Source organism: Propionivibrio soli (assembly GCF_025770765.1).
GTDB classification, from domain to species: Bacteria; Pseudomonadota; Gammaproteobacteria; order Burkholderiales; family Rhodocyclaceae; genus Propionivibrio; species Propionivibrio soli.
The window spans coordinates 159286-174341 of sequence record NZ_JANZKY010000005.1 but is presented as its reverse complement, the minus strand read 5'-3'; the positions used below and the strand labels follow the sequence as shown (position 1 = coordinate 174341).

At 53.9% G+C, this 15056-nt stretch carries 11 protein-coding genes and 1 pseudogene; 9 read left to right on the top strand and 3 right to left on the bottom strand.

Annotated elements, in window-relative coordinates; translation table 11 throughout:
- Positions 1-19: 19 nt before the first annotated feature.
- On the bottom strand, positions 20-2314 hold the full coding sequence (locus tag NZ453_RS07300) for a penicillin-binding protein 1A (RefSeq protein ID WP_263769818.1): 2295 nt from the start codon (positions 2312-2314) through the stop codon (positions 20-22).
- 186 nt (positions 2315-2500) lie between these two features.
- Between NZ453_RS07300 and NZ453_RS07295 the strand changes: the two genes are divergently transcribed.
- The 9 genes and pseudogenes from NZ453_RS07295 (at position 2501) to NZ453_RS07255 (ending at position 11768) form a co-directional block, all read left to right on the top strand.
- A complete protein-coding gene (locus NZ453_RS07295) occupies positions 2501-3580 on the top strand; it encodes a pilus assembly protein PilM (protein WP_263769817.1) in 1080 nt (359 codons plus the stop codon).
- A complete protein-coding gene (locus tag NZ453_RS07290) occupies positions 3577-4146 on the top strand; it encodes a PilN domain-containing protein (protein WP_263769816.1) in 570 nt (189 codons plus the stop codon). The genes NZ453_RS07295 and NZ453_RS07290 overlap by 4 nt, the downstream gene beginning before the upstream one ends.
- Positions 4143-4820, top strand: a complete 678-nt coding sequence (locus NZ453_RS07285) for a type IV pilus inner membrane component PilO (protein WP_263769815.1) — start codon at positions 4143-4145, stop codon at positions 4818-4820. Before NZ453_RS07290 ends, NZ453_RS07285 begins: the two co-directional genes overlap by 4 nt.
- On the top strand, positions 4817-5338 hold the full coding sequence (locus NZ453_RS07280) for a pilus assembly protein PilP (RefSeq protein WP_263769814.1): 522 nt from the start codon (positions 4817-4819) through the stop codon (positions 5336-5338). The genes NZ453_RS07285 and NZ453_RS07280 overlap by 4 nt, the downstream gene beginning before the upstream one ends.
- Complete coding sequence (locus NZ453_RS07275) at positions 5335-7440, top strand: type IV pilus secretin PilQ (protein WP_263769813.1); 2106 nt, start codon at positions 5335-5337, stop codon at positions 7438-7440. The genes NZ453_RS07280 and NZ453_RS07275 overlap by 4 nt, the downstream gene beginning before the upstream one ends.
- 290 nt (positions 7441-7730) lie before the next feature.
- Positions 7731-8768, top strand: a pseudogene (locus NZ453_RS07270) (IS3 family transposase).
- Positions 8769-9038: 270 nt separating this feature from the next.
- Positions 9039-9584: a shikimate kinase gene (locus NZ453_RS07265; protein ID WP_338051150.1), complete on the top strand. Its 546-nt coding sequence runs from the start codon at positions 9039-9041 to the stop codon at positions 9582-9584.
- On the top strand, positions 9572-10660 hold the full coding sequence (gene aroB / locus NZ453_RS07260) for a 3-dehydroquinate synthase (RefSeq protein WP_263769812.1): 1089 nt from the start codon (positions 9572-9574) through the stop codon (positions 10658-10660). Before NZ453_RS07265 ends, aroB begins: the two co-directional genes overlap by 13 nt.
- A complete protein-coding gene (locus tag NZ453_RS07255) occupies positions 10653-11768 on the top strand; it encodes a deoxyguanosinetriphosphate triphosphohydrolase (protein WP_263769811.1) in 1116 nt (371 codons plus the stop codon). Before aroB ends, NZ453_RS07255 begins: the two co-directional genes overlap by 8 nt.
- 141 nt (positions 11769-11909) lie before the next feature.
- Here NZ453_RS07255 and pntB read toward each other — a convergent pair whose 3' ends face one another.
- Together pntB and NZ453_RS07245 are read right to left on the bottom strand one after the other, a co-directional pair.
- Positions 11910-13334: a Re/Si-specific NAD(P)(+) transhydrogenase subunit beta gene (pntB, locus tag NZ453_RS07250; protein ID WP_263769810.1), complete on the bottom strand. Its 1425-nt coding sequence runs from the start codon at positions 13332-13334 to the stop codon at positions 11910-11912.
- A 13-nt stretch (positions 13335-13347) separates the two neighbouring features.
- Positions 13348-14934, bottom strand: coding sequence for a Re/Si-specific NAD(P)(+) transhydrogenase subunit alpha (locus tag NZ453_RS07245; protein WP_263769809.1), 1587 nt, complete (start codon positions 14932-14934; stop codon positions 13348-13350).
- Between the last annotated feature and the right edge of the window lie 122 nt (positions 14935-15056).

The following is a 15056-nucleotide window of genomic DNA, read 5'->3' as shown; positions in this document are numbered from 1 at the left end:
CTCGACCGCCTGCTCGCCATCAATCGATGGGTTTTGCGTCCGGATCCTGCGGTGGTTCCGGCTCCACCGCAATCGGCACATTTTCCTTGTAGAAAAGCTCCTTGGCCGGGCCTTTGCCAGGATTTGGCGTTTCGAGAGCCACCAGCCCGTCAGGTTGCGTCATGAAAGACTCAGGAACGTCTTTGAGGACCTTTCCCATATAGGAAATCCACGCGGGCAAAGCGGCTGATCCGCCTGTTTCGCCATTACCCATGCTCTTGGGTTGGTCGAAGCCGATCCAGGAACACCCGACCACAGTTTGCTGATAGCCGCAGAACCACGCATCCACGTGTTCATTCGTCGTTCCCGTCTTGCCGGCGAGGTCACGCCGTTTGAGTGTAGCCGAAGCACGTGCGGCGGTTCCATAAATGGTCACGTCGCGCAGCATGCTGTCCATCAGGTAGGCGTTACGCGGGTCGATGACGCGCAAGGACTCTTCCCCTGCCGTGATCGGCTGCGCTTGCGCAAGGACTTGCCCTTTCTCGTCGACGATTTCACGCACGACATACGGCTGGATTCGATAACCTCCGTTTGCGAAAACCGAGTAGGCCGCCACCATCTGCCAGGGCGTTACCGAGCCGGCACCAAGGGCCATTGTCAGGTAAGGAGGATGTTTATCCGCATCGAAGCCAAACCGAGTCACGTAGTCCTGTACGAAGTTCACGCCGCTCGCTTGCAACAGGCGAATGGAAACCATGTTCTTCGACTTGGTGAGTGCCGTGCGCATTCGCATTGGGCCCTCATACTTGCCATCGTAGTTTTTCGGTTCCCAAGCTTGACTACCCGTCACAGAAGCCGGAATGCTGATTGGTGCATCATCTATGATCGAAGCCGGCATGAATCCTTTTTCAATGGCTCCCGAATAGATGAACGGTTTGAAACTCGATCCCGGTTGTCTCCATGCTTGCGTGACATGATTGAACTTGTTTCGGTTGAAATCGAATCCACCGACAAGCGCTCGGACAGCGCCGTTATGCGGGTCGGCTGATAGGAAGGCGGATTCGACCTCCGGCATTTGCGTGATCCGCCAATTGCCTTTGTCGTCCTTCTGGACGCGAATGACGGCTCCTCGCCGCAGTCGTTTGTTGGGGGGCGCCTTGTCGTCCATCATGCGCGTCGCGAACTTGAGGCCGTCGCCAGCTATGGTGACGGCCTCTCCTCCTCGCCGGTAGGCGCGAACCTGTTTGCTGTCCGCCTGAAGAACGATTGCCGGATGCAGGTCTTCGGAGTCGTGGAAATCCTGCAATAGTTCGTCGAGAGTTTCGTCCTGCTCCGAAGTGACGTCTTTCATCTCGACATAGGCTTCGGCTCCGCGATAACCATGTCGCCGGTCGTAGTCCAGTGCGTTGCGCCTTAAAGCCGCGTAAGCCGCTTCCTGATCGTTCTTGATGATCGTCGTGTACACGCGTAGACCTCGCGTATATACATCATCCGGGAATTGCTCGGCCGCGATTTGACGGGCCATCTCCGCGACAAATTCAGCGTGCACCCCGTACTCGTTGGTATCTCGCTTGACGATTAGGGGTTGTTTGGAGGCCTCATCTAGTTGGCGATCATCGATAAACCCCAACTCGCGCATCCGACGCAGCACGTATTGTTGCCTCAGCTTTGCGCGCTTTGGGTTGACGACAGGGTTGAAGGCAGAGGGTGCTTTCGGCAGGCCGGCGAGCATGGCTGCTTCGGCGACGCTCAATTCCTTAATGGGCTTCCCAAAGTAGATCTGCGCGGCTGCTCCAAAACCGTAAGCCCTCTGACCCAAGTAGATCTGGTTGATGTACAACTCGAAGATCTGATCCTTGGTCAAATTGCTTTCGATCTTGAACGAAAGCAATGCCTCATAGAGCTTGCGGATGTACGTCTTCTCCGATGATAGAAAGAAGTTTTTCGCGACCTGTTGAGTGATGGTCGACGCGCCTTGCCGTTTGGCTCCGCCGATGACGTTGCTCACTGCGGCCCGTACGACGCCGAGCGCATCGATTCCCTTGTGCTCGTAGAACCGCTCGTCTTCCGCGGCCAGGATCGCCTGCTTCATGACATCCGGGACATCCTGGATGCGGACGACGGCGCGTCGTTCCTCTCCAAATTCGCCGATCAGGTCGCCGTCTGCCGTATACACACGTAGCGGAACCTTTGGTCGGTAGTCCGTGAGGATTTCCAGGGAGGGTAGATTCGGATAGGTCAGCGTCAATACGACTGCGGCTAGAGCTACAGCGATGGCGGCGAGACCGGCTACGAACAAGATGGGGTAGAGAACCCAGCGCGAAACATTAGGCAACGTAGTGTCCGGAAGAAAAGGCACGATTGGCCATTATAAACGTTGCCTGAAAGGCAGTGAGACGAGTGATAAATTATCCTAAAGAAATGGCTTTACATGCCGAATACTTGTTGCTAGCATCTAAAGTAGATTATCTATAAATACGCTAACTACCAATTATTCAAAGGTTTTTCAGGGGGTGGCGACTTGCAAGTTGATCTGTCGTTCTTTAATCCGAAGGCACGGTCCCTAATCGGGGTTGATATCAGTTCGTCTTCGGTCAAGATGGTGGAGCTCGCGAGCGACAGCAAGGCGGGGTATCGGGTCGAGCGGTATACGATCGAAGTATTACCTCGCGATGTGGTCGCGGATGGCAATATTGTCAATCTGGAGCAGGCGGCGGAAACCGTACGCCGGGCCTGGAAAAAGCTGGCCACCTCAACCCGTCACGTTGCCCTTGCTCTTCCGACCTCGCACGTCATCACCAAGAAGATCATCCTTGCCGCAGGTCAGCGCGAAGAGGAGTTGGAGGTCCAGGTGGAGTCGGAGGCCAGTCAGTACATTCCGTTTGCGCTTGAGGAGGTCAACCTCGACTTCCAGGTCGTCGGCCCTGCGCCATCCTCTCCCGATGAAATCGAAGTTCTGATCGCTGCTTCGCGAAAAGAAAAGGTTGAGGACCGCGTTGCTGTTGCGGAATCGGCGGGCTTGAAACCGGTCGTCATGGACGTTGACTCATATGCCGTGCTGTCCGCGTTCGAGTTGATTGCCAAGCAGTTTCCCGACAACGGTAAAGGTCAGATCATCGCCTTGATTGACGTTGGCGCTAACGTAATGAACTTGACGGTCCTTCGCGATGGACAGCAACTCTATGCGCGAGAACAGGCGTTCGGGGGGAACCAGCTGACTCAAGACATCGCACGGATGTTCGGCATGACATTCGAAGAAGCGGAAGCGGAAAAGCGCCGTAACGGTTTGCCGGATAACTATGAGGCTGAGGTCCTGCGGCCTTTTGTTGAAAGCATGGCGCTCGAAGTATCTAGAGCGCTTCAGTTTTTCTTCACTTCAACGCAATTTACACAAATTGATCATATCGTTCTCGCCGGCGGGTGCGCTGTACTGCCCGGTGCGGATGAGGCGGTCGCGTCGCGGACTCAGGTCAATACGGTGATCGCAAATCCGTTTGCCGACATGGTTCTTTCCGATCGGGTACGTGCGAAAAGCCTCCTTGCAGATGCGTCCTCTTTAATGGCCGCATGTGGTCTGGCGATGAGGAGGTTCGAAGAATGATTCGCATCAATCTCCTTCCCCACCGCGAGGAAAAACGAAAAGCTCGTCGTAAGCAATTTTATGGCTTGCTTGGGATGGTGTCCGTTCTGGCTGGCCTCATCGTTTTTCTGGTCTACACAATCATCGAGGGCCAGATTTCGTCTCAAGAGTCAAAAAACGCTTTCCTCAAGAAAGAAATCGCGGCGCTTGATAAGGAAATCGATCAGATCAAGCGGCTAAAAGAGCAAACGCAAGCCCTCCTGGCAAGAAAGCAGGTAATCGAATCTCTGCAGCGTGACCGGGCGGAAGCGGTGCGCTTGCTTAGTGAACTCACAAAGCAAATGCCAGAAGGCGTGTATCTTCGGTCGATGAAGCAAGAAGGTGTGAAGATTGCACTTAATGGTTATGCGCAATCAAATGCCCGCGTGTCCACGCTAATGCGAAATATCGAAGCCTCGCCATGGCTTGAAAAGCCGCAGCTCTTGGAGATTAAAGCGGTTACGGTGGACAAACGTAGATTAAGTGAATTTAGTTTAAATGCATCTTTAAAACGTGAATCGGTGAACAATAATGGAGGCAAGCAATGAAAGCCCCGCCGACCGTGAAAAAAATTGATTTCGGGGCTGTCCTTCGTGATTTTCAAGATCTTAATCCGAATGACGTTGGTGCTTGGCCCGTCGCCCCCCGGGTTACCGTTCTGATCGTATTGTTTTTTGGCATTCTCGCAACAGGTTGGTATGCTGTCTGGAGCGACCAACTCGAATCACTAAATACCAAAGAGCAAGAAGAGCAGAAACTTAAAGACGAATATGTAAGCAAGAAATCCCAGGTAATCAACCTTCCCTTGTATGTTGAGCAATTAAACGAGATCGATCGTTCTTTCGGAGCATTGCTAAAGCAACTGCCGAATAAAGCGGAAGTCGAGTCGCTATTGGTTGAGGTAAATCAGTCTGGAATGGGACGGGGATTGCAATTTGATCTGTTCAAACCTGGGCAGGAAGTAGTGCAGGATTTCTACGCGGAGCTACCGGTCAGTGTGCGACTAACAGGGAACTACCATGACTTTGGCGCTTTTGCAGGTGATATTGGGCGCTTGTCAAGAATTGTTACCCTGAACAACCTCTCAATCAGTGCTAATCAACAGGCAAAAGATGGAACCTTAGTGCTCGAAGCTGTAACTAAAACCTTCCGATATCTGGACGAAGAAGAAATGGCTGCGAAGAAAAAAGCAGCACAAGCAGCAAAAGGTGGAAAGAAATGAGAATCTCCGCCATCTTAATTGTAAGTATTCTTCTTGCTGCGTGTTCCGGAGACGATCACCAAGATTTGCGCCAATGGATGGCGGAAGCAGCAAAGGGTGCAAAGGGAAAAATTCCGCCACTCCCCCAAGTGAAACCTTATGAACCGGTTCCTTATGATGTGTCGAATATCGTCGATCCATTCAAACCGGCAAAGATTGGCGTTGCTGAGAAAAAAGGCTCGGGTTCTGGTGTTCAACCTGATATGGACCGTCCCCGTGAACCTCTTGAAGCATATCCCCTGGAGTCGCTTAAGTATGTAGGCGTTATGACAAAAAGAAAAGCGTCGTATGCCATTATTCAAGTGGATGGATCGTTGTATCAAGTGAAAACTGGAAACTATATAGGCCAAAACTTCGGGGTTATTACCAGGATTACAGAATCTGAGGTGGCTTTGAAAGAGCTTGTTCAGGATTCTGCTGGAGATTGGGTCGAGCGGACAAGTGCGTTACTTTTGCAGGATCAAGGGGGTACAAAGTGAAACGTGTTCTTAATTGCCTGCTCGGCTTAATTGGAGCGGCGACTCTTACAGCCGCCGCTGTGGCGGCAACTGGTAAGCCGAATTCGATTGAGTCGATGAACGTTGCTGTGCAGGGAGGTGCGGTTAATGTTCGACTAAATTTTGCGGAGCCGTTGAAGATGGTTCCTCAAGGCTTTAGTGTCGCCAGCCCTCCACGGATCGCCCTTGACTTCCCAAATGTTGTTAACGGTTTAGGCAGAAACTCTCAGAGCTACAATGAAGGCGAATTAAAAGGAGCGAACATCGTCCAGTCGGAAGGGCGCACACGAGTTGTGTTGAACTTGAACCGCCCGATGACTTACGAAGCCTCTTTGGATGGCAATAGTTTACTGCTTGTTCTAAATCCAAGTAAAAAGGAAGGCGAGGTTGCTCCGCAGGTGGAGCATTTTTCTAAACCAATGTCTTCTCAGTCGGGAACCTCGATCAGGGATATCTCGTTCCGTCGTGGTAAAGACGGAGAAGCGAGAATTTTGGTGGAGTTAAGCGATCCGAATGCAGGTATTGATATTCGGCCGCAGGGCGAAAACCTTGTAGTGGACTTCGTAAAGGTTGGTGTGCCAGAAATTCTCCGCAAACGGTTGGATGTCACGGATTTCGCTACGCCGGTCACAACGGTCAATACCGTTCAACAAGGCGAAAATGTGCGGATGACAATTATCCCTCGTGGGCTATGGGAGCACAACGCTTATCAGACGGATAACCAATTTGTGATTGAAGTTAAGCAGATCATAGAGAATCCTAACAAATTAGTTCAAGGATCTCGAGGGGGTTATCAGGGAGAGAAGTTATCGCTTAATTTTCAGAATGTTGACGTGAGACGTTTATTGCAGGTAATTGGCGAGTTTACTGGAATGAACATGGTGGTAAGCGACTCTGTTGGCGGTTCTATTACTCTTATTCTTAAAGATGTTCCTTGGGATCAGGCATTAGATATCATTCTCCAACAAAAGGGGCTTGATATGCGGAAGAACGGGAATGTAATTCTCGTTGCGCCGCGGGAAGAAATCGCGACTAAAGAGAAACTGGAATTTGAATCGAAAGCACAGATCGGAGATCTTGAACCTTTGCGAACAGAAAGCTTTCAATTGAATTACCAAAAGGCTGAGGAAATCAAAAAACTACTTACTGACTCCGGTCAACGAATGTTGTCAAAGCGTGGAAGCGCCGTTTTTGACGCACGAACCAACATTCTTTTTGTTCAAGACACTGCAAGTCGTTTGGATGATGTAAGACAGCTTATTGCAAAGGTCGACTTGGCCGTAAGGCAGGTAATGATAGAAGCTCGTATTGTCGAGGCCGGAGATAGTTTCGCAAAGAATCTGGGTGTAAGGCTCGGATTTCATCAAATGGCCGGGAAAACCGGTCAGATTGGTAGCGCACAAACGGTAGTTGGGGGGAAACTGACTGATACGGGCCATCATACCGGGCAGATTGAAGATACTCCTGATTTTACTGATAGCCTTGGGGTAAATCTACCGGCAACCCCGCGGTCAGGCAATGCTGGCGCGTTCTCGGTTATCTTGTATAATAGTGCTCGGACTAGATTCTTGAACGCGGAAATATCGGCTTTGGAAGCCGATGGGAAAGCGAAGGTTGTTTCCAGTCCACGAGTCATGACAGCGAATCAAATTGAGGCAATTATTGAGCAAGGCACGGAGATTCCTTATCAACAGGCAACAAGCTCTGGAGCGACAAGCGTGTCATTTCGGAAGGCGAATTTGTCATTGAAAGTTAAGCCGCAGATCACTCCGGATGGCCGCATTACTATGACGCTGGAGATAAATAAAGACACGCCAAATAGCTCAATTAATTTGCAGGGTGCGGGAATCGCGATCGATACGAAACATGTAAAAACGGAAGTTTTGGTCGATAACGGAGGAACGGTTGTCATCGGTGGCATCTATACTCAAAAGACCAGCGAAAGTACTAACCGGATTCCATTTTTTGGCGATCTCCCGTATATCGGCTGGCTTTTCCGAAATCGAGAATGGATAGATGATAAGACCGAACTACTCGTTTTTATCACGCCGCGCATACTGAATGAGAGCCTTTCTTTGAGATAATTGCGCTCAAAGTCAATGTCCCAGTTATTTCAAGCAAGGCCCCTTACGAGGGGCTTTGCTATTTCAGCGCTATAGTAGGAGAACCAGCTTTCAAGTCTCTCCCGCCGTTATGTCGGTTCAGTTACCCTTGCTAGATGCATTCGTTGACACTATGCGTTTATCTTGGGGAACATGCGGGTGGTTGGCTCTATCAAGAGTCTTCATGTTCGTTAAGAAAGCTAGCGACCTCCCCCCGGAATTGAGTAGCGTCTGACTGTAGCGTCCAATCCCAAGCGACAAGGAGATTGGACATGAAGAAGCGATTCATCGAAGAGCAGATCATTGGCTTCCTTCGACAAGCGGAAGCGGGTCTGCCGATCAAGGAGCTGTGCCGTCGGCACGGTTTCGAGGAAGCAAGGTACTACCTGTGACGCAGCAAGTTTGGTGGGATGAGTGTCTCAAAAGCCAAGCGCCTGAAGGAATTGGAAACTGAGAACACGCGGCTGAAACGGTTGCTGGCCGCTGGAGAACGAGGTCACGAAAGAAGCCTTGAGAAAAAAGTGGTGAGTGCACTGTCTCGCCGTGATCTGGTGCGCTACATGATCGACAAGGGACTCAGCGAGCGGCGCTCGCTCTCGGCGGTTGGCATGAGTCCGAGCGCGTTCCGTTATCAACCGGTAGCGGATCGGAATACAGCCTTAAGGAAAGGATCATCGCCCTCCCGCAGCGCCACCGACGCTACGGGGCCGAGATGATCTATCTGAAGCTGCGCCAGACTGGCGGGCTTGCACGTCCGAAGGCGCAAGCGGAAGAAAATTCCGGTGGCAGGTCGCCATCCTCTGGAACGCCCCTTGGCAGCCAACCCGGTCTGGTCGATGGTCTTCGTGTTCGATCGGACGGCAGAAGGGCGTGTGACCAAGAATCTGACCATCGTTGATGACGCTACCCTCGAAGCGGTCGCTATCGTCCCGGAACGCACGATGGGCGGGCAACAACTTGTCCGCGTCCTTGACCCACTGGCCACGGCACGTGGCCTGCCCAAGGCGATCAGAACCGATAACGGCAAGGAATTCTGTTGCCGCGCCATGCTGACTTGAGCTCATGCGCGAAGCGTCCAGCTGTTCCTCATTGAATCTGGCAAGCCGAATCAGAACGCTTGCATCGAGTCCTTCAACGGCCGCTTCCGCGACGAATGCCTCAACGAGCCCTGGTTTTTGTCGCTGGACGATGCTCGCCATAAGATCGAGAGGTGGCGATGCGATTACAACGAATTCAGGCCGCACAGCTCACTGGGCGATCTGACCCCGAGCGAGTTCCGGCTCACTCACCTTGAGGCCGGAAATCTCTAACTCCACCCGCTCGGATATCCGGGGGGAGGTCAAATTAACCCCGGACTCTAAAGCCCTGTGCTACTGAAATTGGGGGGCGTCGCTAGTCGTCGATTTTGGCGCGCGTAGATGCATAGCGTTGCTGCGAAGATGATCGCGTAGTCACTAGCCCGCCACTTCGCCAGCGTGTCGTGTTGGATGAGTTCCACTGTCGCGTGTCTTCACAGACGCTCGTAGCCTCCCTTCTTTCTTATACCGTCCTCCGCGCAAGGGCTAGGTTAGAATAGTGCCGTGGATAACGTGGACAAACATCACAATCTCGGAAACGTCTACTTAGTCGGCCTGATGGGGGCGGGGAAGACAACCGTCGGGCGTTTGCTGGCGAAGAAGCTGGGACGAGAGTTCGTCGACTCCGACCGGGAGATCGAAGCGCGTACGGGCGTAACGATCCCGACGATTTTCGAAATAGAAGGTGAGGACGGATTTCGGAAACGCGAAGCGCAAGTCATCGCCGACTTAGCTCAATCCTCAGGAAAGATTATTGCCACGGGGGGTGGTGCTGTTCTGCGTGTGGAAAACCGCGCGAATCTGAAAGCGAGCGGTTTTGTGGTCTACCTAAACGTGCCGCCACATACGCTGTTGGAGCGGACGCGACACGATCGTAATCGTCCGTTGCTGCAAGTTGCCGATCCGTTGCAGAAACTGAAAGACTTGTTCTTGCAGCGAGATCCGTTTTATCGGGAAGTCGCTGACCTCATCATCGACGGAGGCCGCGTGAGCGCTCAAGGAATTCTTCAGTTGCTAACCAAGGAGTTAGGAGAGTTTTGGACACGCTGAAGGTCGCTTTGGGGGACCGGGCCTATCCGATATATATAGGGCAGGGGACACTCTGTCGTTTCGATCTGTTACGTCTCCATATCGCCCAACCGTCGGTTGCCGTGGTGACAAATACGACGTTGGCTCCCCGTTACCTCCCGTCACTGACGGCGATGCTCCGCGCCGAAGGGGTTGAGGTTGCCGAAATTGTTTTGCCGGACGGTGAAGAGTACAAGGATTGGAAAACGTTAAATGCGGTGTTCGATTCCTTACTTGAACGCGGATGCGAACGCGGCACAACGTTGATAGCCCTGGGAGGCGGCGTTATCGGCGACATTACGGGCTTTGCCGCGGCTTGCTATCTGCGCGGTGCGCCCTTTATTCAGATTCCGACCACTTTGCTGGCGCAAGTGGACTCTTCTGTTGGTGGAAAGACCGCGATCAACCATCCGCGCGGCAAGAATATGATTGGCGCATTTTATCAACCGAAAGCCGTGTTCATCGACACTGATGCACTAGGAACGCTTCCGGAACGTGAGTTCCGCGCCGGCATGGCGGAAGTGATCAAGTATGGCCTCATCCGGGACCTGCCTTTTCTGGAATGGTTGGAAGAAAATCTCGAGCGCCTTCTTGCGCGGGATACTGACGCGCTTCAGCACGCTATTCGTCGATCATGTGCTAACAAGGCGGAGGTGGTTGTTTCTGATGAACGAGAATTAGGCGACCGGGCCTTGCTGAATCTTGGGCACACCTTCGGTCACGCTATTGAAGCCGGCCTTGGTTATGGGACGTGGTTGCATGGAGAAGCGGTTGCGGCGGGCACCATGATGGCTGCCGAGCTGTCGCGCGAGCTGGGTAACATTGACAGTCAAGATGTCGCCCGTATAGAAAAGCTTCTTGGGCGTACCGGGCTTCCTGTCCGTGGTCCTCGACTTGCTCCCGAACGTTACCTAGAACTCATGCGACATGACAAAAAGGTGCGAGATGGAAAGCTTCGGCTTGTCCTATTGGAGCGCGTTGGAAAAGCGACGGTGACTGACCGAGCCTCGGATCAGCAGATCGTGAAGGCAATTGACATGCGTAGCGAAAATGCATGATTTGGCGCCGTATGCCGTTTCCTCGGCCAATTCGCGCGGGCGTCGTTTCCAAGACCAAGCTCCATCGTACCGTAGCGAGTTTCAACGCGACCGCGACCGCATCGTCCACTCGACAGCGTTCCGGCGGCTGGAATACAAGACGCAGGTTTTCGTCAACCACGAAGGTGATCTCTTCCGCACCAGGCTGACGCACAGTATTGAAGTTGCGCAAATTGCTCGCGCCGTAGCGCGTTCACTGCGCCTTAATGAAGACTTGGCAGAGGCGATTTCGCTGGCACACGACCTTGGACATACACCGTTCGGCCACGCGGGACAGGACGCGCTTAATGGATGCATGTTGCAGTACGGCGGGTTCGAGCATAACCTCCAGAGCTTGCGAATCGTGGACGTGCTTGAGGAGCGGTACGCGGAGTTCGATGGGCTGAACCTCTGCTTCGAGACGCGGGAAGGGATCATCAAGCACTGTTCCTTGAAAAACGCGGCTAAGCTCGGCGACATCGGTGAGCGTTTTTTCAATCAAACTCAGCCGTCGCTCGAAGCGCAAATCTGTAATCTGGCCGACGAAGTTGCCTACAACAATCACGACGTCGATGATGGGCTCCGCTCCGGCTTGATTTCGCTCGAACAGCTTCAGGATGTCGGTTTGTTCGCTCGCCAGTGGACCGAGGTTAAGTCCCTTTATCCGGATTTGGCTGGGCGACGGCTGGTTCACGAGATTGTTCGCCGAATGATCAACGTTCTGGTGTGTGACCTGATTGAGACGACAGCAAGCAACATTGCCGCATCCAATCCCCAATCGCTAGCTGAAGCGAGGGCCGTTGGTCCACTGGTCGGTTTTTCAGCCCCGATGCGCGAAGCTCAGCAGGAAATGAAACGGTTCCTCAATAGGAACCTGTATCAGCATTATCAAGTTCTACGCATGACGAGCAAGGCGCAGAGGATCGTCTCGGAGCTGTTTTTGGCGTTTCTTTCTGACTCGCGTTTACTGCCGCCACCGTACCGCGACAAGGCCGATCAGGCGCGCCGCGTCGCAGACTATATCGCCGGCATGACCGACCGTTATGCGATGAAAGAGCATCGCCGCTTGTTCGCGGTGGGTGAAATCTAGATCAAGTGTTGGCTGATAGCTGGAGCCGACCGAACGGCTAGAAGGTGTCTCCGATGTTCGCTTCATGCGCCTCCGATCGCGAGGATAGAAATGAAAACGGCGCTCATGGTCGAGCGCCGTTCGTTTGAACCAAGTCTTGTCCTAACTCATTAAGGCGACAAGAACCTCGTCGAGCATCTTCTTCGCGTCCCCGAAAAGCATCCGGTTGTTCTCTTTGTAGAACAGCGGGTTGTCCACCCCCGCATAACCGGAAGCCATGCTGCGTTTCATCACAATCGAGCTCTTCGCCTTCCAGACTTCGAGTACCGGCATGCCAGCGATCGGGCTTGTCGGATCCTCTTGGGCGGCCGGGTTGACGATGTCATTGGCTCCGATAACCATCGCGACGTCGGTGTCCGGAAAATCATCATTCAACTCGTCCATTTCAAACACGACGTCATAAGGCACTTTGGCTTCGGCGAGAAGGACGTTCATATGGCCCGGCATCCGCCCCGCGACAGGGTGAATACCAAAGCGCACGTTCACACCCTTGTCGCGCAAGTGTTTCGTAATCTCGAAAACGATGTGTTGAGCTTGCGCGACCGCCATCCCGTATCCTGGGACGATGATGACGTTTTTCGCTTCACGCAGAAGTTCGGCGGTTTCAACCGCGCTGATCGGGGTAACCTCTCCCGCTGGCTGGGCAGCTCCGTCACCTGACTTCGCTGCCGGGGCGCCGCTATCTGAACCGAAGCCGCCTGCAATCACGCTTAGGAACTGCCGATTCATCGCTCTGCACATGATATACGACAGAATCGCACCGCTTGAGCCGACGAGCGCACCAGTGACGATCAACAGATCGTTCGACAACATGAAGCCTGTTGCCGCTGCCGCCCATCCCGAGTAGCTGTTGAGCATGGAGACGACGACCGGCATGTCGGCTCCGCCGATTGCCATAACCATATGCACCCCGAAGAGCAGGGAAATGATCGTCATCACGATCATCGGCGTCATTCCTTGCGCCACGGTGACGGCATGGAGGAACTCGCGGCCATAGTAGATTATGATCAGCAGGCCAACAAGGTTGATCCAATGGCGGCCAGGCAGCAAAACAGGTTTGCCACCGATCTTGCCGGAGAGCTTTCCGAAGGCAATCACGGAACCCGAGAACGTCACAGCCCCGATCAGCACACCGACATACATCTCAATTTCGTGAATTGCCTTTTCGGCCGGTGCGAGACCCACCGAAACCGCGGGGTCGATGAAGTTGGCGTATCCGACCAGCATGGCGGCCAAACCGACCATGCTGTGCATGAATGCCACCAACTCGGGCATCTGGGTCATTTGCACCGCACGCGCGAGGTAGAGTCCGACCGCGGCGCCGACCACCATGGCGCCGATGATCCAGGGAATGCCTGCCGCTGTGATGTGAGGACCGAAAACAGTAGCGAGTACAGCGATCGCCATACCGATGACGCCGTAAAGGTTCCCGCGACGCGCTGTTTCCTGGTTCGACAAGCCTCCCAGGCACAGAATGAAAAGAATCGTAGCTCCGATATAGGAGACGGTTGCCAGATTTCCAGACATGTTCTAATTCTCCCTATTTACGGAACATAGCCAGCATGCGCTGGGTAACGGCGAAGCCACCGAACATATTGATCGTGGCGAGCACGATGCCTCCGATGGAAAGCCACCGTATCCATTCGTCGGGACGCGCGACGTCGCCGGCGAGCGGAGGAGCGATTTGCACCAAGGCTCCGATGGCGATGATGCTGCTCACTGCGTTGGTGACGCTCATCAGCGGCGTATGCAGGGCCGGTTTGACGTTCCAGACCACCATGTAGCCGACGAAGCAGGCGAGCACGAAGACGGTGAAGTGACCAAGGAATTTCTCCGGCGCGTAGGCCCCGACGAGCAAGAAGAGTAGGGCGCCGATGCCGAAAATGATGGCCGCGGCCGTTCCTGACATCGGGCCGGATGCTTCGCCGTGAGCCGGTGCCTTCTTCACTGCCACTGCTGCAGCCGCTGCCTTGGGTGCTGGGGCCGCCGGGAGTTTTGGCGGAGGCGCAGGCCAAGTGATGCTGCCTTCCTTGATCACCGTCAGCCCACGGATGGCGTCGTCTTCCATATTGACGTTGATGATGCCGTCCTTGGTCTTGCAGAGTTCTTCGGTCAGACGAAGCAGGTTGTTCGCGTAGAGCGTCGACGATTGCCTTGCGAGGCGGCTCGGCAAGTCGGTATAGCCGATGATGGTGACGCCGTGCTTCACGACGGCCCTCCCCGGCTCGGTTAGTTCGCAGTTCCCTCCCTGTTCTCCGGCCATGTCAACAATTACGCTGCCCGGCTTCATGCTCTTCACCATCTCGGCTGAGATGAGTCGGGGTGCGGGTTTCCCGGGGATGAGAGCCGTGGTGATGATGATGTCGACTTCCTTGGCCTGCTTGGCATACATATCGCGCTGGGCCTGTTGGAAGCCTTCGCTCATCACTTTGGCGTAACCGCCACCGCCGGAGCCTTCTTCCTCGTAATCGACCTTGACGAATTCGCCGCCAAGCGACACAACTTGATCTGCCACTTCGGCCCGCGTGTCGTTGGCGCGTACGATGGCGCCCAGATTGGCCGCGGTGCCTATGGCGGCCAAGCCCGCAACGCCTGCCCCTGCGATGAAGACCTTAGCCGGAGGAATCTTGCCCGCAGCCGTCACTTGACCGTTGAAGAAGCGGCCAAACGCGTTGGCTGCTTCGATAACTGCGCGATACCCGCTGATGCCGGCCATGGAGGTCAAGGCATCCATCTTCTGAGCGCGTGAGAGTTGGCGCGGGAGCGTATCGATCGCCAGGACGGTAGCCTTCTTCGCGGCGAGCTTTTGCATCAGCTCCGGGTTTTGGGCCGGCCAAATAAAGGAAATGAGCGCTCCGCCTTCGCGCAGAAGACCGATTTCTTCTTCTGAGGGGCCACGCACTTTGAAGACGATGTCGGACGTCGCCCATAGTTTGGCTGCACTGTCGATAACCTCTGCACCCGCTTCGCGGTACGCGTCGTCATTGAAGTTTGCCAAATCACCGGCGCCAGACTCGACTGCGACTTTGAAACCTAGCTTAATCAGTTTTCCGACAACTTCCGGAACGGTCGCGACACGTTTCTCGCCCGCAAAGACCTCTCGTGGTACTCCGATAGTCAGTGGCATTCAGTTCTCCATCACTCGTTTCTAAGTGTTAAAAATACGGCGTGCATGGATGCATACCGCTTATCCGCAAAGGCGAAGCTGCAGATACCTGAAATTGAACAGCCGAATCTCCCTGGCCGGCG